The organism is Pedococcus sp. P2_A3, from assembly GCF_056405035.1.
On record NZ_JBFUCW010000009.1, the window covers coordinates 35,645 to 60,001 of the forward strand.

The window sequence follows — 24,357 nt, forward strand, 5'->3', positions numbered from 1 at the left end:
CCGGGTCTCAGGCACGCGGCATACGGACAAAGGGGTGGAAAGTCACTGGTAGGGGTCGGTGATGTCACGCAGGTCGGTGAGGGCGTCGCGAAGCTGCTCCATGCGCTTGGCGCCGAGGTGCGCGCGCCACTCCTCCTCGATGCGCTGCTCCTCCGCGCGTGCGTGGGGGATCGCCTGCTTGGCGCGAGCGGTCATGCGCACCAGACGCGCCCGGCCGTCGGTGGGGTCGGGGACGCGCTCGACGTAGCCGGCGTGCTCGAGCTTGTCGACGAGGGCGGTGGCTGTCTGCTTGGCGATCTGGGCACGCTCGGCGAGCACGCTCAACCGGGTGCCCTCGGGGTCTATGCCCATCATCAGCCGGCTCTGCGCGATGGTCACGTCGTCGAAGCCGCGCTCCTGGAGCGCCTCGAAGATGCGGTTGGCAGCCGATCGCGACGCGATGAACATCAGCAGGCTGGCCGGCAACTCGCGCTCCATGTGGCCCCTTCACAAAGTCCTATCATCGAACTATAGTAGTTCGCTGATAGGACTAGTTTAGCCATGGAGGTGTCATGGGCGCTACGAGCGACACGGTGGTCGACTTCTGGTTCGACCCGGTGTGCCCCTACTCGTGGACGGCTTCCCGGTGGCTGCGGGAGGTGGGCCAGCGAAGGCCCCTGACGGTGCGCCACCACGTCATGAGCCTCTACCTCCTGAACCAGGACCGCACCGACGTCCCGCCGGACTACCGCCGCAACGTCGAGGCGAGCCGTGGGCCCGCCAAGGTGGCGACAGCCGTGGCGACCCGGTGCGGGTTGAGCGCCCTCGCCGACTTCTACACCGCGTTCGGGGAGCGGGTCTTCGATGTATGGCGCCGACCCACCGCCGAGGAGTACCACGAGGTGATCGGTGCGGCCCTCGCGGAGGTGGGGCTGCCCGGCGAGCTGGAGGACGCGATGGAGTCAGGGAGGTACGACGACGCCATGCGGGTCAGCCACGACGCCGGGGTCGGCCTCGTGGGTGCGGAGGTCGGGACGCCGATCACCTCCATCGACGGCGTCGCGTTCTTCGGCCCGGTCCTCAACGCGATCCCTCGCGGAGCGAACGCGGACCAGGTGTTCGAAGGTGCGCGGCTGCTCGCGGGCTACCCGCAGTTCTTCGAGCTCAAGCGCACCCGCCTCCAGCCCCCGGTCTTCACCTGACCGAACCGGTGTCCAGCAAAGGAGGACGTGATGGCAACCCTGTCGGCCACCGACACTGACGCCCTGTGGGCCGGGATCGACGACCAGCGAGCCAGGACCGCTGCCCTGCTCGAAGGCCTCACGCCCGAGCAGTGGGAGCACCCGTCGCTCTGTGAGGGCTGGACGGTGCGACACGTCGCCGCACACCTGACCATGCAGCAGCAACGGGTGCGCGATGCGTTGGGCTTCCTCGCCCGTCATCCCCGGATGCTGCGCAGGCTGGCCTTGAACGACTTCATCCACGACGCGGCAGTCGTGCACGCAGAGACGTTGACCAACGGGCAGATCGTTGCCGGCATCCGCAGCGGCATGGGATCGCGCCGACACAACGTGGGACTCACACCCCTGGAGACGCTGACCGACATCCTCGTGCACAGCCAGGACATCGCGATCCCGCTGGGCGCTGACCTGCCGATGCTGCCTTCGCTCAGCGCCCTCACCGCGACCCGTCGGTGGGAGACGCGTGACACCTGGCTCGCCAGCGTCAACCGCCGACTGCCTTGGGCCAGCTGCCGACTCAGCGCCACCGACACCGACTGGACCCGCGGCGAAGGAGCCGAGATCACTGGTCCGATCGGGGCCCTGCTGCTCCTCGTCACCGGACGGACGGCGGCCCTCGACCAGCTCACCGGCGAGGGGGCAGACGCGCTGCGCCTCAGCGAGGCCAAGACCTCCTGATCCTCGCGACCATCCCTGGACGGGTGCGCCACGCAGACGGGGCGCGACGGCGTCGATCTCGCTGGATACTGAGGGATCCGCCACCGTGGCGGGCCGGCGGGAGGCGAGCATGTCCGAGACCGAATGCCAGGTGCTGGTGGTCGGTGCAGGTCCGGCCGGGGTCGTGGCTGCGATGTTGTTGGGCGACTTCGGCGTCGACACCATCCTCATCGACCGACGCACGACGGTCTCCGACCTCCCCCGGGCCCGCGGGATCCACGCGCGCGCCACCGAAGTGCTCCGGCAGCTGGGCATCGAGCCCGACATGGTCGCGGCGGCTCTTCCCACTGATCCGCGCATGGAGGTGCGCACCACGCTGGCCCAGCCGGCCCTGGCCTCGGCGCCTACGGGTGGGGAGACGTTCGCGGAGGTCAGTCCCTGCGAGGGCATCGCCATCGCGCAGGACGCCTTCGAGGGCGTGCTCCGAGCGCACCTGCCGGCCCGCACGACGGTCTCGGTGCGGTGGGGACACAGGCTCACCGGTCTCTCGAGCAGCTCCGAGGGTGTCCTCGCGACCATGGTCGACGAGTCCGGCGAGACGCGAAGCGTGCGCGCGGCATACGTCATCGGGGCTGACGGTTGGCGCAGCGACGTGCGCCGGTTCGCGGGAATTCCTTTCGTGGGCGAGGAGCTCGGCACCCAACGCAGCGTCCGGTTCCGGGCAGACCTGACGCCCTGGCTCGGGTCGCCGCCCCCGACGTTCGTACGCATGCAGACCGCCGACGCCGTCATGCTGCCGACGCACCCAGACCACCGCTGGGTCAGCTTCCACATCGCAGACCCCGGCCCCGAGGACCCCGCCGAGCTCGTGGCCGCGCTGCTCGGCGTCGACGTCGAGGCCCAGGTGCTCGGAGACGTCCGCTGGGAGGCAGGGGTGCAGTGCGCCGAGACCTTCCGGCAGGGGCGGGTCCTGCTCGCCGGCGATGCCGCTCACCGGGTCACCCCCATCGGCGCGACCGGCATCACGTCCGCGATGGCTGACGCGCACAACCTCGCGTGGAAGCTCGCCGGCATACTCCACGGCTGGGCCCCAGACGCAATCCTTGACACGTATGCCGCGGAGCGCCGCGACGTCGCGCAGACTGCGTGCGCGGCGAACCGGGTGCAGTGGGAGGCCGCCCGCAAGGACGAGCAGGCCGGCATCGACCTGAGGATGCTCGACATGGGTTACCGCTACGCCTCGGCGATCGTGACTCCAGACGAGCGGTACGGGCCGGACACCTCGACGACGTACGCCCCATCAGCGGCGCCGGGGGCGCGGGCACCCCATGCCTGGCTCGACCGCAGTGAGCGGTTGTCCACGATCGACCTCTTCGGGCGCGAGTTCGTCCTGCTGGTGGCCGCATCCGACGGTCCGGTGGCCCACGAGCTGCCGAACCACACGAACGTGCCCGTCGCCGTGCACGCCCTCGAGGACCGGGGTGGCCTCGCGGCATACCAGCTCGACCGCGGAGGGGCGGTGCTGGTGCGGCCCGACGGCCATGTCGCGTGGCGCAGCGAACCGGGAGCGGAGCTGACCATCGAGGGACTGACCCGAGCCGTCCTGAGGTCGACTGCCCGAGTGTGACCCCACCGGGCTGGTGCGAGCGGCGAGCACGCGGGTCGCACGACCCCACGTTCGTGCAGGTCACAGGCCTGCACTCGACGCATTTCGGGCTAGTCTCGAGACGACGCCAAACCGCCGGACACCCATGAGGAGAGACCCCTGACCACCGACCTCGACCCGGAGACCCGCAACGCCGACGCACGGCACCGGAAGACGCGGCTCTTGCTCGGCGGCGCCGCACTGGCCGCCGTCGCCGTCCCGTTCGTCCTGCTCCTCGTCCTGGTCGAGGACAAGTGGGAACCACTCGCGGAGGCCGACCAGGGCGCCCGCGACAGTCTGCACCAGTACGCCGTCACCCACGCCGGCTTCGTCACGGTGATGCGGTTCTTCAGCGACTCAGGGTCCAGCCTCGCCTGGCAGATCGCCCTGGGCCTGGTGACCGTGTGGCTGCTCTGGAGACGGCTGTGGCGACTCGCTGCCTTCGTCGCCGTGACCGGCACCGGGTCGTCCTTCCTCAACACCGCGGTGAAGGCTGCGGTGAACCGTCCACGCCCCCTGGTCAACCACCCGCTGGTCCACCTCCCGGGCGCCAGCTTCCCGAGCGGTCACGCCCAGGCCGCAGCCACCGGCTACGGGGTCCTGTTGCTCGTGTTCCTACCGGTGATGGCGCCGCGGTGGCGCAAGGTGGCCATCGGTGTCGCGGCCTTCATGGTGGTGGCGATCTGCTTCTCCCGAGTCGCGCTCGCGGCGCACTTCGTGTCTGACGTGGTGGCCGGGGTGATCCTCGGCGCGGCCTGGACCGCTGCGATGACCGCTCTCTTCAGTGCTTGGCGGGTGCAGCGCGGGCAGCCCAAGGTGCAACCCACCCAGGGGCTGGCCCCCGAGCAGTCGGCGCGGCTCGACCCGACCAAGCGCCCCACCAAACCCAGCCCACGAGAGCGGGACTAGCCACCGCACCAGGCTCACCCGGCATACCGCTGGCACGAGCCGGTGGGCGACCGGCACCGGGCGCGGACCCTTCACCCTGTCGGTCCACCACGTCGTCCGACGCGCGCGCACCCACGAAGGTCAGAACTGACCGCGCAGTCGCTGTAGCGGCGGGCGGCCGTCCGGGTCGTAGAGCGTCCGGTACAACGGCGTCGCCCAGAGGCGGGTCCAGCGGGACAGCGGTGGCTCCTCCAGGGGGCGGAGGCGCCCCGGCGGGCGGGCGCCGACCCGGCCGCCGTCGTGCCACTGCTGGAGACGCCGCGCCGAGTCGGCAAAGGCGTCGAACACCGCGCTCGGCTCGAGCTCCCGGTCGTCGACGCTGTCGAGGTGCTCCCGGGCAAGCGTCGTGCGCAAGGCTCGGGCGTAGTCGATGTCGCAGACCGCAGCCGACACCTCTGAGTCGTGGGTCCACGACCGCCGGTTGAAGTTGTCCGAGCCGACCGTCGCCCAGGTGTCGTCGATGACGCACACCTTCGCGTGCACGTAGACCGGCACCCCGGCGTGGTTCTCCAAGCCGTAGAAGGCGACCCGGTCTCCCCCGGCCTGCCTCAGGATGTCCACGGCATGCTCGCGGCCGATGAGGTTGGGCGGCTGGCTGATCCGGCCATCCTGGTCCGGGTGGTGGGGAAGCACGGCGATCAGCCGCAGCTCGTCGCTGTCGCGCAGCGCCTTCGCGAAGGTCTCTGCGACGTGCTTCGACCACAGGTACTGGTCCTCGAGGTAGATCAACCGCCGAGCCTGCTTGATCGCCTTCGTGTACCCGCGCGCCACGCTGCGTTCGCCGTCCGGGGCGAAGTCATAGCCCGGTCGCCGCTTGGGATAGGTGCGCAGGACCTGCAGCGGGAGCGTGCCGGTCGGCTCGGGATCCGGCAGCTGCGGGGGCAGCGCTCGGGGCCGCTGCGGTTGGTCCTTGCGAAGCCGGTCACCGAGCAGGCGAAGAGGACTGCGGCTGAGTCGCTGCGGGTCGTTCCACCGCTCGCGGAACACCGTCTCGACGTCGCCGACGGCGGGTCCGCTCACCATCAGCTGGATGTCGTGCCACGGGGGCCGCTTGCCGTAGACCGCCGCCATCGGTTGACGCTGGGGGTCGCCGCCGTGGTCGCTGTCGTCGCGACGGCTGTGACACAGGTCGATCCCGCCCACGAAGGCCACGTCGTCCTCGGGCCGTCCGGGATGCCGGAGCACCACGAACTTCTGGTGGTGGGAGCCGCCGGGGCGCACCCGCATGTCCAGCTCGCACTGCCCACCGGCAGCGTTGATGTCCTCGCCCAGGTGTCGGTTCTCAGCGGCGGAGAACTGCAGCCGGTCCAGGTGGGAGCGCCAGACCAGCCCCCGGACGTCCACGCCGCGCTCGGCCGCCCCGGAGAGCAACCGGGAGATCTCGCTGCCCGGCTCCCCGAGGAGTCGTTCGTCGGGGTCGCCGCGCCAGTCGACGAAGAGGAGAAGGTCACCGCCACGCATGGCCGAGACGCGACCGTGCAGCTCGGCGTAGTAGGCGGCTCCGTGCACGAGGGGGACCACGTGGTTGCCCTCGGTCCACGCCTTCCCGTCGGGGTGGCGGCGGTCGAGGGAGGTGTGGCTGTTGCCTCGCTCCGAAGCATCGAGGAACCACTGCGGCGTCGTCACCCGCCATGCATAGCGGGGTTCCCCGCCCAGGAGAAGGGCCATCCGTCATGCGTTGGGGGTGACCGCACGGGCCGCTTCCCCGCAACCTGGGCGCCCTCTGGGGCGCTCAGGTTGCGGGAGCAGGAGGGGGACGAGGAGGCGGGGGACGAGGAGGCGGGGGACGAGGAGAAGGGGGAGGGGCTAGTGGTTCTCGGCCATGCTCCACATGGTCCAGAGCTCGGTGCGCATCCGCCGCGGCTGCTGGAGCGTGTAGACGACGGCCTCCGCGATGTCGCTCGGTTCCATGAACTCGCCCTCCGACGGGTCCCGATCCCCGAAGCGCCCGTCGGCGGCGGCGAACGCCGTGTTCACCCCGGCCGGCGCGAGGACCGTCGTGCGGATGCCCTCGGAGCGGAGCTCACGGTCGAGGGCGTAACCCAGGTTGATCTGCGCGCCCTTCGTCGCGGCATACACAGCCTCCTTGCCGCCACCGATCAGGAGTCCGGCCACCGACCCGATGATGACGATGTCGCCTCCGTCGCCCTGCGCACGGAACTGTCGGACGGCCGCGCGCGCGAGCCACACCGAGCCCTTGACGTTCACGTCGACCATGAGGGCCACCTCGTCGGCGGAGTAGTCGAGCAGCCCTCCGTAGAAGCCGATGGCGGCGTTGGCCACCACGGAGTCCACGCGGCCGAAGGCCTCGACGCCGGCGGCGACGAGGGCGGCTGACGTGGCTTCGTCGCGGACGTCACCGTGGGCCACCGCCAGGCGGTCGCCGCCCCACTCCTCCTGCAGGGGTGCGAGCGACTCGGGGCGCAGATCTCCGGCGACGACGCGACCGCCGTTGGCCAGGACGAGCCGGGCGATCTGGCCGCCGATCCCCCCTCCGGCACCCGTGACCACGACGACGGTGTCCTGCAGGCTGCGCTGTCTGCTCATGCCACGAACGCTAGGAGGCGCTGCTGATGCGCAACAAGCGCGGTCAGCCCATGTTCTTGATACTTTCCTGTTGGTCCTGAAGGGAGGCGAACATGTCGTTCAGACCCGAGTCCAGTCGCTCCCAGCCGACCAGGTCGGGTAGCCGGCTCGCGAGTGAAGGCGCCTTCTCGCCGGCCACCCTCGACCCCACCATGCGGCGAGAGGTCATCCCGCCGCACCCCCACGCGTCGGTGCGGGTGCTGACCCACGACTTCCCCAGCGAGATCTGTGGGTGGGGGTCCCACCCCGAGTACGAGATCCACCTGATCACCAAGACCCGTGGCAGCTTCATCGCGGGCGACCACATCGGCACCTTCGGGCCCGGCCACGTGAGCCTCATGGGCCCGAACCTTCCGCACGACTGGATCAGTGACCTGGCCGAGGGTGAGGTGGCAGTCGACCGGGACGCCGTCATCCACTTCAGCGACGAGTGGATCCGCGGCGCCATGCAGTACCTTCCCGAGCTCACCGCCGTGGACGCCGTGCTGCAGCGATCGACTCGTGGCCTGGTCTTCTCCGGCGCGACTGCCTGGCGGGCGGCCGACACGATCCTGGCGTGCGTCCAGAGCGAGGGGATGGACCAGCTCGCCCACCTCTTCAGGCTGCTGGCGTTGTTCGCGAACGCCCCACGCGAGGACTACGAGGTCGTCGCCAGCGAATGGCTCGGGCACCCCCCGGACGCGACGGCGCGGGAAGCCGGGGAGGCTGGTCTGGCCTACATCTTCGACAACCTCGACGGCGTGGTGCGTCTGTCGACGGCGGCGCAGCACGCGTTCATGTCGGAGCAGACCTTCGCCAAGTACTTCAAGACAGCGACCGGGATGACGTTCTCCAGCATGGTCAAGAAGCTGCGCATCGCCTACGCCCGCCGCCTCCTCGACACGACCGATGAGTCCATCGGCCAGGTCGCGAGCCAGAGTGGCTACAGCAACCTGGCGAATTTCAACCGCCAGTTCCTCGCCGAGGTCGGCATGACGCCCACCGCCTACCGTCGCCTGGAGCTGTCGCAGAAGCCGCCTCACCAGGTCTTCAGCCTCAACACCCGGGCCCAGTCGGACTGACGCTGGCGCAGGGAGGGCGTGCGCGCGAGGCACCTCGGCAACGCGGCATACCCAGCGTGTGGGCGCCGGTTTGCGGACTCTCGTGCCGTCGCTAGCGTGAGGGCCGCACCCATCCCCCATGGTGAAGGACGGCTCCCGTGGCCTCACGACTCACGGTCCCAGGCAACCCGGTGGCGCACACCGACTCGGTCGTGCAGGGCAAGCACTGGCGCATCACCGTCCTCACCCCGGGACTGGTGCGGCTGGAGTGGTCGGACGAGGGCGCCTTCGAGGACCGCGCCAGCACGTTCGCGGTCAACCGCGACCTCCCGGCAGCCGAGTTCGAGGTGCAGCGCGACGGCGAACGCGTCGAGCTCACCACCGCCTGCCTCCACCTGTCCTACGACGGTATGCCGTTCAGCCCCAGTGGCTTGGTCGTCACGGTCATCTCTGCGACACCCGGCGAGCACACCGTCGAGTGGCGGTTCGGCGAACCGGCCGAGGGACTCGGCGGCACGGCCCGCACCCTCGACGACATCGACGGCGCGGTCCCCCTCGGGCCGGGAGTGGTGTCGCGCAACGGGATCGCCGTCATCGACGACTCCGACTCGTTCCTCATCGAAGACGGCGCTGCAGCCCCGCGGAAGAAGGGGACCACTGACCTCTACGTCTTCGCGCGCGGCCAGGACTACCGGGCCGCGATCGCGGACCTCTACGCCGTCTCCGGGCCCGTGCCGTTGCTCCCCCGCTGGGCGCTCGGCAACTGGTGGAGCCGCTACCACCCCTACTCCGCCGACGAGTACCTCGAGCTGCTCGACACCTTCGAGGCCGAGGAGGTGCCGTTGTCGGTCGCGGTGATCGACATGGACTGGCACTGGGTCGACATCGACCCCCGGTTCGGCAAGGGCTGGACCGGCTACTCCTGGAACCGTGACCTCTTCCCCGACCCGGCCGTCTTCCTCGCCGAGCTGCACCGCCGCGGCCTCGCGGTGACCCTCAACGTCCACCCCGCCGACGGCGTGCGCGCCTTCGAGGACGCCTACCCGCAGGTCGCCGAGGACATGGGCGTCGACCCGGCCACCGAGCGCCCGATCCCGTTCGACCCCACCGACGCCCGCTTCATGGAGTCCTACTTCACGCGGCTCCACCACCCGCTCGAGGACGAGGGCGTCGACTTCTGGTGGCTCGACTGGCAGCAGGGGTCGTTCAGCCGCACACCCGGCGTGGACCCGTTGTGGCTGTTGAACATCGAGCACTTCAACGACTCGGCTCGCCGTGGTCAGCTGCCGCTGACCTTCTCCCGGTATGCCGGTCCGGGCAGCCACCGCTACCCAATCGGCTTCTCCGGCGACACCCACATCACCTGGGACTCGCTCGACTTCCAGCCCTACTTCACCGCGAGCGCCTCGAACATCGGCTACGGCTGGTGGAGCCACGACATCGGCGGCCACTGGTACGGCAGCCGCGACGACGACCTCACGGTGCGGTGGGTGCAGCTCGGAGTCTTCTCGCCGATCATGCGGCTGCACTCGTCGCTGCACCCCTTCATCCGCAAGGAGCCGTGGAACTTCCCCGCCGAGCCCCGCGCCACCATCGATGCCTTCCTGCGGCTTCGGCACCGGCTCGTGCCCTACCTCCACACCATGAACGCCAGGGCCGCTCGCGATGGGGCACCACTCGTCGAGCCGATGTACTGGGCGGACCCGGACGCCACTGAGTCCTACGAGGTGCCGAACCAGTTCCGCTTCGGCACCGAGCTCGTCGTGGCCCCCATCACGAGCCCCCAGCAGCGGACCATCGGCCTGGGCAGCGCCCAGGCGTGGCTTCCTGACGGCGAGTGGACCGATCTCTTCACCGGGACGCGCTACCGCGGCGGCCGACAGGTGCGGCTGCACCGGCCGATGGAGACCCTGCCGGTGCTCCTGCGGGCCGGTGGCCTGCTGCCACTGGCAGGCGGGGAGGATGACAGCGTCGGCACCGAGCTGCCTTCGCGGCTGGAGCTGGTGCTGGCTCCCGGTGCGGACGGCCGGTTCGACCTCGTCGAGGACGACGGGAGCATCGACGCGCGAACCGCCTCCACCACGATCACGTGGGACGACGCCACGAGGACGCTCGCGGTTGCGCCAGCGACGGGCGCCACCGACGTGCTGCCCACCTCCCGCCACTGGACGGTGTTGGTGCTCGGCGCGGAAGCCGTTGCGTCAGAGGGTGATTCGGGAGCAGGAGCGGAGTCACCAGGCGACTTCCGGGACACCGCCGTGGGCACCCGGATCATTCTCGGCGACGTCCCCACCGACACCGGCATCAGCCTCACGCTCGGCGACCTCCGGCCGTTCGGCTGGGACCGGACCATCGAACAGCTGCGAGAGGCGCTCGACCGGGCGCGGATCGACCACAACCTCAAGCGCACGGCATACGACCTCGTCGTGGCCGCCGACGGACCCACTGACGCGGCCGCGCGCCTGCGCGGTCTCGAGCTCGACCGTGWGGTCGAGGCGGCCCTGCTGGAGCTCGCGCTGGCCCGCTACTGAGCCGCCGCAGTGGCCACGCGCGTCGGGGTCACTGCCTAGGGTGGGCGGCATGGAGCTGGAGTTCAGCGGGGAGATCTGGCACTGGAAGGGGCCGTCGCCGTTCCACTTCGTCACCGTGCCCGAAGACCTCTGCGACGCCCTCGACGCCACGGCCGGGTTGGTGAGCTACGGCTGGGGCATGATCCCGGTCCGGGTCACGATCGGCGACACCGACTGGAAGACGTCGCTGTGGCCCAAGGACGGGCGCTACCTCGTGCCGCTCAAGGATGCGGTGCGACGAGCGGAGGGACTCGAGATCGGCGCGACCACGACGATCCGCCTCTTCGTCGACGCCTGAGGTCAGCTGGGACGCTGGCGAGCCGCAGCGACCTGCGCGACCCTGGCGGCGCGCTGGCGCTCGAGCCGGCGGTGCGGGTCCTCGGCGTCACCGAGCTGCGCGGGCCCATACAGGTGCATCCCGAGCCACTTGATCCGGTAGCCGATGCGGTACCCCAGCGACAGTCCTTCGCGGTCAGCCTTGCGACTCATCCTGATTCCCGTTCCTTCATGCGCAGCTTGCTGCGACGTATTTACTTCGTGCCCTAACCATCGGTGCACTAACGATAGACCCGACCGGGGTAAACTCGAAATCGTGACCACGACGAAGAGCCAGAGCCGCCGGCCGAGCAGCCCAGAGCCCGACCTGCTCCAGCTCGACCGCCAGGTCTGCTTCGCGCTGGCAGTGGCCTCGCGCAACGTGATCGCCCTCTACCGGCCGCTGCTCGAGCCGATGGGCCTGACCCACCCGCAGTACCTCGTCATGCTCGCCCTGTGGGAGGACTCCCCGCTGCGCGTCACTGAGCTCGCCGCGCGACTCAGCCTGGAGTCGGCGACGCTCTCGCCCCTGCTCAAGCGCCTGGAGGCCAGCGGGATGGTCACCCGCGGGCGCGATCCGCTGGACGACCGGGCGCTCGCCGTCTCGCTGACCCGCAAGGGCGCCGCCGCCCGCAAGCGCGCGGAACGCATCCCGCCGGCGATCATCGACCGGCTGGGCATGGAGCTGACCGAGCTCGAGGCCATGCGCGACGGCCTGACTCGACTCATCGAGGCGGCCGCACCACTGCCCGACTGACCCGGGTTGCCGTTTGCGCGGCGACGGCGGGGGTATGGGGTGGACGCCGGCCCGGGAGGCTGGGTCCGGGGGGACACGGACTTCCCGGGCCGCGCCAGACTGGGCGGCCAACTCGGGTGAACGGCCATGAACGCTGTGAAACAGGGTCGAAAAGCCCCCATGAGGCCCCGAGGAGGGCTACCTTCGGCCCCACCCCCAGTCACACCCGTCCCACGGTCCCCAGCAGGGGACAGTCCAGCAAGGGCTCGCCATGACCTCACGCGCACGTTCCCTCGTGGCCGCCACCGCCGCCGCGGCCGCCCTCGCGGTCACGGCCCTGGTGGCGCCGACTGCCGCCAGCGCACGCCCTCTGGACCCCTACGTGAAGAGCTCCGCCGACACCCGGCTCGCCAGCGCTCTCACCGCTCGGGCGACGACGGCGAGGTTCGGCACCCTGTTCTCCGGGGCCGTCATGGACGCCCGGTCGGGCACCTTGCTGTGGAGCAAGAACGGCAGCACCGCACTCATGCCGGCCTCGACGCTCAAGTTCGTCGCGGCGACCAACGCCCTGCGACTCTACGGACCCACCCACCGGTTCACGACCGTGGTGCGACGCGGTGGAGCAGCCGACCAGGTGGTGCTCATCGGCTCGGGCGACCCAGCACTCTCCTCCACCCAGGTCACCTCGCTGGCCCATCAGACAGCCTCGGCGATGAAGTACGCCGGCCAGCTGCGCGTGCGGGTGTATGCCGACGACCACCTCTTCGCCGCCCCCAGCCTCGCGACGGGCTGGCCCTCGAGCTACATCCCCGCCGAGACCACCTGGCTGCGCTCGCTCGTCGTCGATGGACGCCAGGTCGCGGACACCACCATCGACGCGGCCAACATCTTCGCTGCCAAGCTCGCGACCTACGGCATCACCGTCACGAGCGTGGCCCGGGGCTACTCGTCGACCGCCAACCCGGTGCTTGCGACGTCAGCCGGGCAGACCATGGAGCAGACCGTCAGCCAGATGATGATGGAGTCGGACAACGAGGACGCCGAGGCCCTGAACCGGCTCGTCGCGGTGGGCACCGGCGTCGGCGGCACGTGGTCGGCCGGTCGCGTCGCCGCGGTGCGCGGTCTCACCTCCGAGGGTCTGTCGGCGACCGCGATCTACGACGGCTCGGGGTTGTCGCGCAGCGACCGGCTCACCAGCGTGCAGCTGGCCCGCCTGGTGACCAACACGTTCGAGCGGGCCAACCAGACCCAGTTCCAGATCCTGCGCTCCAGCCCCGGGCTGCCGACGGCTGGGCTGACCGGCACGTTGCGGGCGTCGTACGGCAGGTTCACCGCGACCACGTCGAAGTGCGCGGTGGGCAAGGTCTACGCCAAGACGGGCACCCTCAAGGACGCCGTCGCCCTGGCCGGCTGGACGATCGGGACGGACGGTCGCAGCAAGGCGTTCGCGTTCATCATCAACGGCAACCCGACGTCGATGACGCTCATGCGCCAGAACATCGACATGCTCGCCGCCACGGTCAACGGCTGCTACTAGCCGGCTCAGAGGGCGCCGGTGCCACCATCGACGTCTCCGCCGATGCCGGGGGTGACCTTGAACGTGCCCGGAGCCATGTCGCCGTGCTCGTCGGCACGGCGCTCGTCCGGCGTGCGCTTGTCACGGAGACGACGCGTGATGCCCACGGCGATCACCGTCACGAGGGCTACCGCCCCGAGGACGAACGTCCCGATGAGCAGCACCGCGAAGATCGACACGCTTCCCATGACTCCCCCTTGATCGGTGTGTTGATGGTCCGACATCCAGCCGTCGAGGTCAAGGACCCCCAGAACTGACCACGTTCACAGGTTGACGTTCGAACACCTGTTCGAATATGCTGGGGTATGGCCATCGCACCCCTGCACCCGTCGCCGCCGCTCGCGGCAGCCGATGGGGTGCGTCAGGTGCACACCGTGCTCGACCGGTGYGCGTCGGTGGCCGAGCTGTCCGGGTATGCCGCGTCGAGCCTGATCGCGGAGGTGGACCGGGCGGTGACCCGGTTGCAGGCGCTGAAGCTGGCCCTGGTGTCGGTGGTCGACAAGTCCGACGTCGCCGCCGAYGCGGGGATGACCGGCACCGCCGCGTGGCTCGCGAGTCGTTCGCGGCGCGACGGCGCGTCSGCGGCCCGYGAGGTGCGGTTGGCGACYGCCCTCGACGCCGGRCTGGYCGCCACCCGGGACGCGCTCGGCGCCGGCGAGCTGTCGACCGAGCACGCCCTGGTGATCGCSACCGCGGCGCAGCAGCTGCCSGCCGGGCTCGACGCGACCGAACGGGCCGCGATCGAGCAGTCSCTGGTGKCGGTCGCCAAGCACCTCGACCCGCCCGCGCTGCGCCGCAAGGCSCGSCGGGCCCTGGCGTCCGCGCASCGGTCCCAGGCGCAGGTCGACGCCCACGAGGACGCGGTGCTGCGCAGCGAGGAAGACCGCGCCCTGGCCGCGACCAGGCTGACCCTGCACGACAACCACGACGGCACCACCACCGGGCACTTCACCGTGCCCACCCTCGCCGGGCAGATCCTCACCAAGGTGATCCAGCAGATCGCCTCACCCCGCCGGTTCGCCCAGCAGGCAGCCAAGGACGCCAAGCTCAAGGCAGCGGCGGCCGGCGCGGACCTGACCGCCGAGCAGGTGGCCGAGGCGACCTGGGACGCGTTCCGGGCCGAGGACCTCGACTGGTCCCAGAAGTACGGCCGGGCCTTCGTCGAGCTGCTCGAACACCTCCCCACCGACCACCTCTCCGGCAAGGTCAACGCCACCGTCATCGTCACCCTCGACCACGACACCCTCAAGGCCTCCCTCGGTGCCGCGCAGCTGGACACCGGCCACGACCTGTCCGCCTCCGAAGCCCGACGACTGGCCTGCGGCGCAGGCCTGGTGCCCGCCGTCCTCGACGGCCAGTCCCAGCTGCTCGACCTCGGCCGCACCCAACGCTTCTTCACCGAGGCCCAACGGGTGGCCCTGTCCATGACCTACGACTCCTGCGCCGCCGACGACTGCGACCGCCCCTACGCCTGGACCGAGCAACACCACGAAGACCCCTGGGCCACCGGCGGACACACCGACCTCGACAAAGCAGTACCCCTCTGCGGGTTCCACCACCGCCGCATCCACCACTCCGGATTCCACCACCGAATCACCCGAGAACCCGACGGACGAAAACGAGTCACCATCAGCCGGCGGACATGACCGAGCCACAGTTGCGGAGCCAGACCGAACGAGACCGACCCCACCCGGCGCGACGCGCCACTGTGGCCCGGACCCGCGGCATACCCCGCGGCATACCCCGCCTCACTCGACGGGAGCCATCCGCTCCGCGCGGTTGACCGCTGACAGCACCGCCGTGAGGGACGCCTTGACGATGGAGCTGTGCAGGCCGACGCCCCAGAGCACGCGGTCACCCACGGCACACTCGACGTAGGCCGCCGCCTTCGCGTCGCCACCCGCGGACAGTGCGTGCTCGGCGTAGTCGAGGACCCGGACGTCAACACCCAGGGTCGACAGCGCGTCGATGAAGGCCGCGATGGGTCCGTTGCCGGTGCCTTCGACGACGACCTCCGTGCCGCGGTCGAGCATGGTGGCGCTGATCTTGTCGACACCGCCCTGCTCGCTGATGAGCGAGTGGCTGACCGGCGTGAACCGGCCCCACGTGTTCACCGCGCCGTCGACCGCGGGCAGGTACTCGTCCTGGAAGATCGACCACAGCTCCGCGGCGCTGACCTCGCCGCCCTCGCTGTCGGTCTTGGCCTGGACGACGCCACTGAACTCGATCTGGAGCCGGCGCGGCAGGTCGAGCTGGTGCTCCGCCTTGAGCAGGTAGGCCACACCCCCCTTGCCGGACTGGCTGTTGACGCGGACCACCGCTTCGTAGCTGCGGCCCACGTCGTGCGGGTCGATCGGCAGGTACGGCACGCCCCAGACCAGCTCGTTGATGGACTTGCCGGTGGACGCCACCTGGCGCTCCATGTCCTCGAAGCCCTTCTTGATGGCGTCCTGGTGCGAACCGGAGAACGCGGTGAAGACGAGGTCGCCACCCCACGGGTGCCGCTCGCCGACCGGGAGCTGGTTGCAGTGCTCCACGGTGCGCCGGATCTCGTCGAGGTTCGAGAAGTCGATCTGCGGGTCAATGCCCTGGCTGAAGAGGTTCATCCCGAGCGTGACGAGGTCGACGTTGCCGGTGCGCTCGCCGTTCCCGAACAGGCAACCCTCGATGCGGTCGGCGCCGGCGAGGTAGCCGAGCTCGGCGGCGGCGACGCCGGTGCCCCGGTCGTTGTGCGGGTGGAGGCTGACCACGATCGACTCGCGTCGCTCGAGGTGGCGGATCATCCACTCGATCGAGTCGGCGTAGACGTTGGGGGTCGCCATCTCCACCGTGGCCGGGAGGTTGATGATCATCTTGTGGTCGGGCGTCGGGTCGATGACGTCGGCCACCTCGTTGCAGATCCGTACCGCGAACTCCAGCTCGGTCCCGGTGTAGGACTCGGGGCTGTACTCGTAGTAGACGGTCGTGTCGGGGATGGTCTCCTCGAGCTTGCGGCACAGGCGGGCGGCTTGCAGCGCGATGTCGACGATGCCGTCCTGGTCGAGCCCGAAGACCACGCGGCGCTGCAGGATCGACGTCGAGTTGTAGAAGTGCACGATGGCCTGCTTGGCGCCGCGGATCGAGTCGAACGTGCGCTCGACGAGGTGGTCGCGGCACTGGGTCAGCACCTGGATCGTCACGTCGTCGGGGATCATGTCGTCCTCGATGAGCATCCGCACGAAGTCGAAGTCGGTCTGGCTCGCCGACGGGAAGCCGACCTCGATCTCCTTGTAACCCATCCGCACGAGCAGCTCGAACATCCGCTTCTTGCGGTCGGGGCTCATCGGGTCGATCAGGGCCTGGTTGCCGTCCCGGAGGTCGACCGCGCACCAGCGGGGGGCCTGCTCGATGACGCGGGTGGGCCAGGTGCGGTCAGGCAGGGTGAAGGGGATCTGGTCCTGGAAGGGGACGTACTTCGCGACCGGCATACCCGACGGCTGCTGGGGGTGGATCATGGTCTCTCGCCTCACGATTCGCTGCAGTTGGCTCTACTCAGGGTCTCAGCCGGCAACGCGAACTCCGCGACGAGGGGCGGCTGATCGGTCAGGCCCCGCCGCGGCGGCGAAGGAGGAGGCGCAGTGAACGCACGGCACGAGGGTATGCCGCGTGCCCGGCATACGTCCAACGTCCGAGCCGCGTCGCCCACCATCCGGACTCAGCCGGTCGGGCGGGTGAGCGCGCGACGTGGTCCGTGCTGACACACCCGGCTCGAGTAGGTTGCGGCCATGATGATCCGTCCGGACACCCTCGCGGCCATCAGGGCCGGTGACGTCGACCTCGCCTTCCGGCGCTGGGACCGGCCGCGGGTCGTCGTCGGGACGAAGCTGCGCACGCGGGTGGGGCTGCTCGAGGTGACCTCGGTCGACAAGGTGGCCCCCTCGCGCATCACGGCCGAGGACGCCAGACGAGCCGGCGCGACGTCGATCACCGAGCTGCGCAGGATGCTGGAGGCCAAGGCGGATCGGCCGGTCTGGCGGGTCGGGCTGCGCCACGCGGGAGCCGACCCGCGCGAACAGCTGCGCGCCACCGTTCCGGGTGCCGACGAAGTGGCCACCATCCGCGAGCGCCTCGACCGGCTCGACCGCGCCTCGGGCATCGGGCCGTGGACCAGGGCGACCCTGGCGATCATCGACCGCTCCCCCACGGTCCGCGCGCCGGAGCTCGCGGCCGAGCTGGGCCGCGACACCCCGAGCTTCAAGCGAGACGTCCGCAAGCTCAAGGAGCTCGGGCTCACCGAGTCGCTCGACATCGGCTACCGGCTGTCGCCGCGGGGCACGGCTGTCGTCGACGCCGAGTCCGGCACCCCGCGGGCCGACCGGCCCAGCGCACCCGAGGGCACTCCCCTGCCTCGCATCGGGGCCCCCGCCACGCGCGCCCTGCGCGCCGAGGGGGTCTGGACCCTCGAGCAGGTCAGGGAGCGCAGCGAGGAAGGGCTCTCCGCCCTGCACGGCGTGGGCCCGATCGCCCTGCGCTTCCTGCGCGAAGCCCTGGCCGAGCACGGGTGGACGTTCGCCGAGAGTGGTCAGTCGAAGATCCCCGAGTAGGCGTTGAGGGCGGGCTGGCCGCCGAGGTGGGCGTAGAGGACCGTGGAGTCGGCCGGGATCTCGCGCGACGTGACCAGGTCGACCAGCCCGGCCATCGACTTCCCCTCGTAGACGGGGTCGATGATCATGCCCTCGAGCCGGCCACTGAGCCGGATGGCGTCGACGGTCGACTCGACGGGGATGCCGTAGAGGTCGCCGGCCCAGCCCTCGAGCACGGTCACCTCGTCGTCGCGCAGCTGTCGCCCCAGGCCGATGAGGTCGGCGGTGTGCTGGGCGATGCGGCGCACCTGGTCGCGGGTCTTGTCGATGGTGGCCGAGGCGTCGATGCCCACCACCCGACGAGGACGACCACCGGCGTCCTCGAGGGCCGCGAACCCGGCGATCATCCCGGCATGGGTCGAGCCGGTCACCGTGCAGACGATGACCGTGTCGAAGAAGACCCCGAGCTCCTTCTCCTGATCGGCCACCTCGTAGGCCCAGTTCGCGAAGCCGAGCCCGCCCAGGCGGTGCTCCGAAGCGCCGGCCGGGATGCCGTAGGGCTTGCCCCCAGCCTCTTCGACCTCGCGCAGCGCGTCCTCCCAGGAGGACCGGATGCCGATGTCGAACCCGTGCGGGTCGAGTCGGGCGTCGGCGCCCATGATGCGCGAGAGCAGGATGTTGCCGACCTTGTCGTTGACCGGGTCGTCCCAGTCCACCCACTTCTCCTGCACGAGGCGGCACTTGAGCCCGAGGTGTGCCGCGACGGCGGCCACCTGGCGGGTGTGGTTCGACTGGTAGCCGCCGATGGAGACGAGCGTGTCGACGCCCTGGGCGAGGGCGTCGGGCACGATGTACTCGAGCTTGCGGGTCTTGTTGCCCCCGAAGGCCAGACCGCTGTTGCAGTCCTCGCGCTTGGCCCAGACCTGCGCTCCCCCGAGGTGCTCGGTGAGCCGCGCGAGGCGGTGCACCGGGCTCGGGCCGAAGGTGAGTGGGTAACGCTCGAAGTCGTGGATCGACATGGGTCTCCTCGGGTCGGGTCAGGTGTCGAGCAGGGGTGCGAGGGTCTGCCAGGTCTCGTGGGAGACCGTCGCGGCGGCCTCGCGGTCCCCCGCCTCGCACAGGTCGATGAGCCGGGTGTGGAGCGCGACCGAGCCGCGCCCCGACAGCGAGCTGAACCGCAACCGCTCCACCCGACGCAGGACGGGGGTGAACTGCTCGAGGACCGCCGCCAGTGCGGCGTTGCCCGCCGCCGCCACCGGTATGCCGTGCAGCTCGTCGTCGGCGTCGAGCGCTGCGTCCGCGTCGCCGGCCTCCAGAGCGGCGCGGAACCGCGCGTTCGCGTCGCGCATCCGCGCGAGGTCGTCGGCCGTGAGCTGCCCCACGGCGTCGTGCACGGCCAACCGGTGCATCTGCGCCACGACCGCCTGGGCGTCACGGGCAGCCCGGGTGTCGAGCGAGGCCACCGTCGTCGAACGGCCGGGCAGCGAAGCGACGAGCGCGGCCTGCTGGAGTCGGAGCAGGGCCTCGCGTACCGGCGTGCGGCTCACCCCGAGCCAGGCCGCGAGCTCCTGGTCGCGCAGCTGCTCGCCCGGGGCCAGCGTGCCGTCGACGATCGCGTCGCGCAGCCGGCGGTAGACGTCGTCGCGAAGGAGCGCCCGGGAGACCGGGAGCTGCGGCGAGGGGACGGGCACGCGATATATTGCATATCAGACGCTGGCCCGCGTCAAGCGCGGCCCAGCTCGCGGACCGCGTCGAGCTCCTCGATGGAGGCGGTCGAGAAGACCGGCGACCAGAGCAGGAACAGGATCGACAACGAGCCGCCCACCGCCGCGACCACCATGGTCGGCGCGAGTCCGATCCACTCCCCGACCAGGCCACCGAGCACCGCGCCCAGCGGGCGGATGCCGTAGTTCACCGTCGAGAAGGCGCCGGTCACGCGACTGCGCACGCCGTCAGGGGTCACCGCCGTCATCAGGGCGTTGAGCGGGATGTCGAGGCACATCACCCCCACCGCAGAGATGAACTCGACGAGGGCCAGGACACCGGCCCGCGACCACGTCGGACCCTCGGCCAGCGGGAGCAGGGCAAAGGGCGCCGAGAACACCACGGCCCCGAAGGCGACCGTGCGCCCGAGCCCGATCCGCCGGGCCATCGGTCCGGCCAGCGCCGTGCCGAGCAGGCCGCCCGTCGCACCGATGCCGAGCGCGAGGCCGATGACCCCGGCGGACAGGCCCAGCTCGCGGCTGGCGAAGAGGATCAGGATCGCGCCGGCCATCAGGTTGAACAGGTTGATGGTCGTCGCGCAGGCCAGCGACGCTCGCAGGTAGCGGTCCTTGAGGACCAGTCCCATGCCGTCGCGGGAGCGACGGAGCAGACCGGCCTCGTTCGACGTGTCCACCGGCAGGTCGGGCACCCGGACCCTCCCGATCAGCAGGGCCGACACGGCGAACGTGACCGCGTCCACCAGCATCGCCACCGGCGCCGTCACCGCCTGGATCAGCCCACCGGCGACCGCCGGGCCGGCGACGAACGACGCCGACCGGGTGCCGCTCAACAGGCTGTTGGCCTCGACGAACTGGTCTCGTCGCACCAGCCCGACGAAGAAGCTCGGGTAGGACGTCTGGTAGAGCACCTGGCCGGCACCCGCGATCAGGGCGACCGCGAAGAGCTGGGCCGTCGTGATCGCCCCGAGGAAGTGCGCCACCGGCAGGCTCAGCAGCACCACGCAGCGCAGCAGGTCGGCCACGATGAGCAACCGGCGCTTGCGCACCTGGTGGTCGACCCACGTCCCCACGAACAGTGACAGCAGGTTGGGCGCCCACACCGCCGCCGTCAGCAGGCCGACCGTGGGGGCGCTCGCGTGCAGCGCGGTGACCGCGATGAGGGGTAGCGCCAGCTCGGTGATCCGGTCGCCGAACTGCGAGATGCCCTGACCCGCCCAGTAGGTCGCGAACCGGCGGTCCCGCCACAGCGGGGTCTTCGCCGCCGAGGGTGCTGTGGGGTCAGTCATCGCGTCAGGTCCGCCTCGGGGAGGACGTAGCGCAGCATCCGCACGGTGCGCCCGCCGGGTACGGGTTGGCGGTTGGCGCGGCGCAGCACGAACGGTGCGAGCAGCGCCTCGATGGCCGACTCCACTTCGGCCAGCTCCTCGGCAGTGACGACGACCGTGGTGTTGGACAGACCCGCCGAACGGCGCCACTCGTCCTCGAGGAGGGGCTCGGCCTCACGGCCCCACTTGCGAGGGAGGGGCGCGGCCTGGTCGAACAGCACGGTGGACAGCAGGCTCGCGGCGTCCCGACCCTCGTCGTCGGAGGTCGGGGTGAAGCGGAAGCCGGTCCCGACAGCTTCCCACCACCGTTGGCGGCCGTCTGACTCCACCTCGGCATCGCGGACCAGCCCGTGCTCGGCGAGGTGACGCAGGTGCCAGCTGGTCACGGATGGGCTGGCTCCGACGAGGGGCGCGAGCGCGGTCGCCGTGCTCGGCCCGTCGCCCTGGAGCCGGCTGAGGATGGCCAGCCGCACGGGGTGGGCCAGCGCCCGCATGGCCCGCGGGGTGAGCTCGACGTCGCCGTAAGGGTTGGTGGACACGAGGTTGCTCCTGTCCTCGAAATCGTGAGAGAACTGTATCGAGAGAACCCTCTCACAATTCCTGTGGCGCGTCATCCTCGAAAACCACGTGCACCGGGACCCTGCGCCCCGGCACGATTTCCGCCATGGAGCTTCCCGCCGGGCTGGTGGCCCGCCCCCTCTCCCCTGCCGACGCCCGTGCCGTCTTCGAGATCGTCGCCGCCGCAGAGACCCATGACGTGGGCGCGGCCGCCATCGAGGTCGAGGACATCGAGGGCGACTGGGCCCGCGGCAGCTTCGACCTCGCCACCGAGGCCATCGGCGTCTGGGACGGTGCGCGGCTCGTCGCCTCCGGAGAGGTCTTCAAAGGCCGTCGCGCCGACGCCTCGGTGCACCCGGAGTTCAGGGGTCGGGGCATCGGCACGTGGCTGGCCGACTGGCTCGAGGACTGTGCCCGCGCCCGCGGCTCCCGGCTCGTGGGGCAGACGGTGCCGGCCGACACGAACCCCGAGGCCTTCTTCCAGGCCCGCGGCTACCGGCTGGGGTGGACGTCCTGGGTGCTGCAGGTGCCGGCGGACCGGCCCATCGAGCCCCAGCCGCTGCCTGAGGGCTACTCCCTCCGGGAGTTCGCGGGACCTGCCGATGGCCGAGTCGCCTTCCAGCTCATCGAGGACGCCTTCAACGAGTGGCCGGACCGCGACCCGTCGACGTTCGAGGACTGGGCGCCTCGTGGCCCGCTGCGCCCCGGCTTCGAGCCCTGGCAGATCCGGTTCGTCGTTGACTCGCAGGGCACCGACGTGGGCGTCTGCTACACGATCCTGGCCGGTGGCACCGGGTACGTCGACGCCATCGCGGTCCGTCGCGACCAGCGCGGGCTCGGGTTGGCCAGGGCTCTGCTCGTCGACGCGTTCGAACGCGCCCGGGAGCACGGTGCCACGGTCAGCGAGCTCTCGACCGACTCACGGACCGGCGCCCTCGGCCTCTACGAGCACGTCGGCATGGGCGTCACGCAGACCTGGCGGCACTGGATGACCGACCTCTGAGCCGGTGACGGTCGGACGAACGTGCACGACACGCTGGTGACGAACGCGCGCCGTCAGCATGTCGTGCACTCTCGACCTGATCGGGTCAGGAGCAGGTGACGCTCATCTTGTCGAAGGACACGATCGGGTGCAGCGGATCAACCGCGTTGAACCCGACGTGGGCGACTTCGTGACCCACCTCCAGGTGCTGAACCCCAGCCGCGTCGGTCGCCGACAGGGTGAAGGTGGCCGTGAACGTGTCGTTGCTGTTCTTCTCGTTCACGTTGAAGTTCCCCCACACCGTCACGCGCCCGCTGAAGGTGAGACCACTGGAGGGCTGGACGAAGGACCCTGTGCCCTCGCTCGTGAAGGTCCCCCAGACCTCGTCGCCAGCCGGGAAGTAGGTCACGTGCTGGACCGAGTTCCCGGTGATGGTCGGCGAGATGAGCTCACCGGTGCAGAAGTCGTTGTCACCCGTCTCGGTCCAGGTCCCGTGCTGGTGCAGGGTCTCGGTGACGGTGTGCCCCGTCCCTCCCGTTGTCGCGAGCGCAGGCAGCGCCTGTACCCCCCACACGGCCACTCCGGCCGCGACCCCCGCCGCCGTGATCCGCCAGATTCGTCCCACCAGAACCTCCTCGTGTCCGACGGCGGCGCACCGAGCGTGCGCCCGTCCCGTTGCTCCACGGAACACCCGGTCGACACCAGGAGACACCCCCACAAGGGTCAGGAGCAGGGACGACACATCACGTAGGCCCGGGGTGCCATTTGTCATGGTCACGGGGTCGCGCCCCACCGGTCACCGACCCGGGCTACCGACGCTTGAGCAGCTCCTCGGCGATCTGCACCGCGTTGAGGGCCGCGCCCTTGCGCAGGTTGTCGCCGACGACGAACAGCACCAGGCCCTTGCCCGCCGGTGCCGACTGGTCCACGCGCACCCGGCCGACGTAGACCTCGTCGCGACCGGCTGCCTCGAGGGGGTTGGGCACGTCGGTCACGACGACACCCGGAGCCTTGCCCAACAGCTCGAGCGCACGCTCCGGCGTGATGTCGTCGGCGAACTCGGCGTGGATGGCCAGCGAGTGACCGGTGAAGACCGGCACCCGCACGCAGGTGCCTGACACCAGCAGGTCGGGGATGTGCAGGATCTTGCGCGACTCGTTGCGGAGCTTCTGCTCCTCGTCGGTCTCGAGCGAGCCGTCGTCGACGATCGAGCCGGCGAGGGGGATGACGTTGAAGCCCACCGGGACGGCGTAGACGGTCGGGACGGGGATCTCCACCGCGCGCCCGTCGAGCGCGAGTGCGGCAGGCTCGCCCGCGGCATACCCGCCACGCAGCTGGCCGTCGAGCTCCTGGACGCCCTTGCCTCCCGAGCCGGACACGGCCTGGTAGGACGCGACCGTGAGCCGGACGAGGCCGGCCTCGTCGTGCAGCGGCTTGAGCACCGGCATCGCAGCCATCGTGGTGCAGTTGGGGTTGGCGACGATGCCCTTGGGGATGGTGTCGAGGTCGTCGGCGTTGACCTCGCTGACCACCAGCGGCACGTCCGGGTCCTTGCGCCAGGCCGACGAGTTGTCCACCACGATCGCGCCGGCGGCGGCGACCTTGGGAGCCAGCTCCTTGGAGGCCGCTCCCCCGTTGGAGAACAGCGCGATGTCGAGGCCGGAGAAGTCAGCCGTGGCCGAGTCCTCGACGGTGACCTCGCCACCAGCCCACGGGAGCGTCGTGCCGGCAGACCGCGCCGACGCGAAGTAGCGGATCTCGTCGACCGGGAAGCCCCGCTCGGCGAGGAGTGCGCGCATGACCGAGCCGACCTGCCCGGTGGCCCCGAAGACACCAATTCTCATGGGACCAAGGATAGGTCGGCTCGGTCGTGCACCGGTTCAGCGGCTCACGATGTGGCAGGAGGGATGGGC

The 24,357-nt window shown here is 70.5% G+C and carries 24 protein-coding genes; 12 read left to right on the forward strand and 12 right to left on the reverse strand.

Annotated elements, in window-relative coordinates:
• Positions 1-42: 42 nt before the first annotated feature.
• Positions 43-477, reverse strand: coding sequence for a MarR family winged helix-turn-helix transcriptional regulator (locus tag AC1DX8_RS09340; protein ID WP_477629646.1), 435 nt, complete (start codon positions 475-477; stop codon positions 43-45).
• A 74-nt stretch (positions 478-551) separates the two neighbouring features.
• Between AC1DX8_RS09340 and AC1DX8_RS09345 the strand changes: the two genes are divergently transcribed.
• From AC1DX8_RS09345 to AC1DX8_RS09360, 4 genes are all read left to right on the forward strand, one after another.
• Positions 552-1,181: a mycothiol-dependent nitroreductase Rv2466c family protein gene (locus tag AC1DX8_RS09345; protein WP_477629647.1), complete on the forward strand. Its 630-nt coding sequence runs from the start codon at positions 552-554 to the stop codon at positions 1,179-1,181.
• 30 nt (positions 1,182-1,211) lie between these two features.
• Positions 1,212-1,898, forward strand: a complete 687-nt coding sequence (locus tag AC1DX8_RS09350) for a maleylpyruvate isomerase family mycothiol-dependent enzyme (protein ID WP_477629648.1) — start codon at positions 1,212-1,214, stop codon at positions 1,896-1,898.
• A 109-nt stretch (positions 1,899-2,007) separates the two neighbouring features.
• Entirely contained in the window at positions 2,008-3,504 is a 1,497-nt protein-coding gene (locus AC1DX8_RS09355; RefSeq protein ID WP_477629649.1) for an FAD-dependent monooxygenase, read from the forward strand.
• 201 nt (positions 3,505-3,705) lie between these two features.
• A complete protein-coding gene (locus AC1DX8_RS09360; RefSeq protein WP_477629650.1) occupies positions 3,706-4,431 on the forward strand; it encodes a phosphatase PAP2 family protein in 726 nt (241 codons plus the stop codon).
• Between the two features lie 120 nt (positions 4,432-4,551).
• On the opposite strand, the gene AC1DX8_RS09365 is transcribed toward AC1DX8_RS09360, so the two are convergent.
• The gene (locus AC1DX8_RS09365; protein ID WP_477629651.1) at positions 4,552-6,096 is read right to left on the reverse strand and encodes a phospholipase D-like domain-containing protein; all 1,545 of its coding nucleotides are present in this window, start codon (positions 6,094-6,096) and stop codon (positions 4,552-4,554) included.
• Positions 6,097-6,276: 180 nt separating this feature from the next.
• A complete protein-coding gene (locus tag AC1DX8_RS09370; RefSeq protein WP_477629652.1) occupies positions 6,277-7,017 on the reverse strand; it encodes an SDR family oxidoreductase in 741 nt (246 codons plus the stop codon).
• Positions 7,018-7,109: 92 nt separating this feature from the next.
• On the opposite strand from AC1DX8_RS09370, the gene AC1DX8_RS09375 reads away from it, so the two are divergent.
• The 3 genes from AC1DX8_RS09375 (at position 7,110) to AC1DX8_RS09385 (ending at position 10,964) form a co-directional block, all read left to right on the forward strand.
• Complete coding sequence (locus AC1DX8_RS09375) at positions 7,110-8,117, forward strand: AraC family transcriptional regulator (RefSeq protein WP_477629653.1); 1,008 nt, start codon at positions 7,110-7,112, stop codon at positions 8,115-8,117.
• A 137-nt stretch (positions 8,118-8,254) separates the two neighbouring features.
• The gene (locus AC1DX8_RS09380) at positions 8,255-10,627 is read left to right on the forward strand and encodes a glycoside hydrolase family 31 protein (RefSeq protein WP_477629654.1); all 2,373 of its coding nucleotides are present in this window, start codon (positions 8,255-8,257) and stop codon (positions 10,625-10,627) included.
• 49 nt (positions 10,628-10,676) lie between these two features.
• Complete coding sequence (locus AC1DX8_RS09385; RefSeq protein WP_477629655.1) at positions 10,677-10,964, forward strand: DUF1905 domain-containing protein; 288 nt, start codon at positions 10,677-10,679, stop codon at positions 10,962-10,964.
• Between the two features lie 2 nt (positions 10,965-10,966).
• Here the strand turns inward: AC1DX8_RS09385 and AC1DX8_RS09390 are convergent, their stop codons facing one another.
• Positions 10,967-11,155, reverse strand: a complete 189-nt coding sequence (locus tag AC1DX8_RS09390) for a hypothetical protein (protein WP_477629656.1) — start codon at positions 11,153-11,155, stop codon at positions 10,967-10,969.
• 103 nt (positions 11,156-11,258) lie between these two features.
• On the opposite strand from AC1DX8_RS09390, the gene AC1DX8_RS09395 reads away from it, so the two are divergent.
• Positions 11,259-11,738 (forward strand): MarR family winged helix-turn-helix transcriptional regulator, encoded by a 480-nt coding sequence (locus AC1DX8_RS09395; protein WP_477629657.1) that lies wholly within the window; start codon positions 11,259-11,261, stop codon positions 11,736-11,738.
• 250 nt (positions 11,739-11,988) lie between these two features.
• On the forward strand, positions 11,989-13,254 hold the full coding sequence (locus tag AC1DX8_RS09400; RefSeq protein WP_477629658.1) for a D-alanyl-D-alanine carboxypeptidase: 1,266 nt from the start codon (positions 11,989-11,991) through the stop codon (positions 13,252-13,254).
• 5 nt (positions 13,255-13,259) lie between these two features.
• Here AC1DX8_RS09400 and AC1DX8_RS09405 read toward each other — a convergent pair whose 3' ends face one another.
• Positions 13,260-13,481 carry a hypothetical protein gene (locus AC1DX8_RS09405; RefSeq protein ID WP_477629659.1) on the reverse strand — a complete coding sequence of 74 codons (222 nt, stop codon included), beginning with the start codon at positions 13,479-13,481 and terminating at the stop codon, positions 13,260-13,262.
• A 117-nt stretch (positions 13,482-13,598) separates the two neighbouring features.
• Between AC1DX8_RS09405 and AC1DX8_RS09410 the strand changes: the two genes are divergently transcribed.
• Positions 13,599-14,939: an HNH endonuclease signature motif containing protein gene (locus tag AC1DX8_RS09410; RefSeq protein ID WP_477629660.1), complete on the forward strand. Its 1,341-nt coding sequence runs from the start codon at positions 13,599-13,601 to the stop codon at positions 14,937-14,939.
• Between the two features lie 102 nt (positions 14,940-15,041).
• On the opposite strand, the gene leuA is transcribed toward AC1DX8_RS09410, so the two are convergent.
• Entirely contained in the window at positions 15,042-16,787 is a 1,746-nt protein-coding gene (gene leuA, locus AC1DX8_RS09415; RefSeq protein ID WP_477629661.1) for a 2-isopropylmalate synthase, read from the reverse strand.
• A 270-nt stretch (positions 16,788-17,057) separates the two neighbouring features.
• On the opposite strand from leuA, the gene AC1DX8_RS09420 reads away from it, so the two are divergent.
• Positions 17,058-17,876 carry a hypothetical protein gene (locus AC1DX8_RS09420; RefSeq protein WP_477629662.1) on the forward strand — a complete coding sequence of 273 codons (819 nt, stop codon included), beginning with the start codon at positions 17,058-17,060 and terminating at the stop codon, positions 17,874-17,876.
• Here the strand turns inward: AC1DX8_RS09420 and AC1DX8_RS09425 are convergent.
• Genes AC1DX8_RS09425 through AC1DX8_RS09440 form a run of 4 tightly spaced genes read right to left on the reverse strand, consistent with a single transcriptional unit; the run spans position 17,855 to position 21,443 of the window.
• Positions 17,855-18,874 carry a 1-aminocyclopropane-1-carboxylate deaminase gene (locus AC1DX8_RS09425; RefSeq protein ID WP_477629663.1) on the reverse strand — a complete coding sequence of 340 codons (1,020 nt, stop codon included), beginning with the start codon at positions 18,872-18,874 and terminating at the stop codon, positions 17,855-17,857. The genes AC1DX8_RS09420 and AC1DX8_RS09425 overlap by 22 nt on opposite strands.
• Before the next feature lie 18 nt (positions 18,875-18,892).
• Positions 18,893-19,546 (reverse strand): GntR family transcriptional regulator, encoded by a 654-nt coding sequence (locus AC1DX8_RS09430; protein WP_477629664.1) that lies wholly within the window; start codon positions 19,544-19,546, stop codon positions 18,893-18,895.
• Positions 19,547-19,578: 32 nt separating this feature from the next.
• Positions 19,579-20,865, reverse strand: a complete 1,287-nt coding sequence (locus tag AC1DX8_RS09435; RefSeq protein WP_477629665.1) for an MFS transporter — start codon at positions 20,863-20,865, stop codon at positions 19,579-19,581.
• Positions 20,862-21,443, reverse strand: a complete 582-nt coding sequence (locus AC1DX8_RS09440) for a helix-turn-helix domain-containing protein (RefSeq protein WP_477629666.1) — start codon at positions 21,441-21,443, stop codon at positions 20,862-20,864. The genes AC1DX8_RS09435 and AC1DX8_RS09440 overlap by 4 nt, the downstream gene beginning before the upstream one ends.
• 125 nt (positions 21,444-21,568) lie before the next feature.
• Between AC1DX8_RS09440 and AC1DX8_RS09445 the strand changes: the two genes are divergently transcribed.
• Positions 21,569-22,465 carry a GNAT family N-acetyltransferase gene (locus AC1DX8_RS09445; protein ID WP_477629667.1) on the forward strand — a complete coding sequence of 299 codons (897 nt, stop codon included), beginning with the start codon at positions 21,569-21,571 and terminating at the stop codon, positions 22,463-22,465.
• 85 nt (positions 22,466-22,550) lie between these two features.
• Here the strand turns inward: AC1DX8_RS09445 and AC1DX8_RS09450 are convergent, their stop codons facing one another.
• Both AC1DX8_RS09450 and AC1DX8_RS09455 read right to left on the reverse strand, forming a co-directional pair.
• Positions 22,551-23,069 (reverse strand): hypothetical protein, encoded by a 519-nt coding sequence (locus tag AC1DX8_RS09450; protein WP_477629668.1) that lies wholly within the window; start codon positions 23,067-23,069, stop codon positions 22,551-22,553.
• A 184-nt stretch (positions 23,070-23,253) separates the two neighbouring features.
• The gene (locus AC1DX8_RS09455; RefSeq protein ID WP_477629669.1) at positions 23,254-24,288 is read right to left on the reverse strand and encodes an aspartate-semialdehyde dehydrogenase; all 1,035 of its coding nucleotides are present in this window, start codon (positions 24,286-24,288) and stop codon (positions 23,254-23,256) included.
• Between the last annotated feature and the right edge of the window lie 69 nt (positions 24,289-24,357).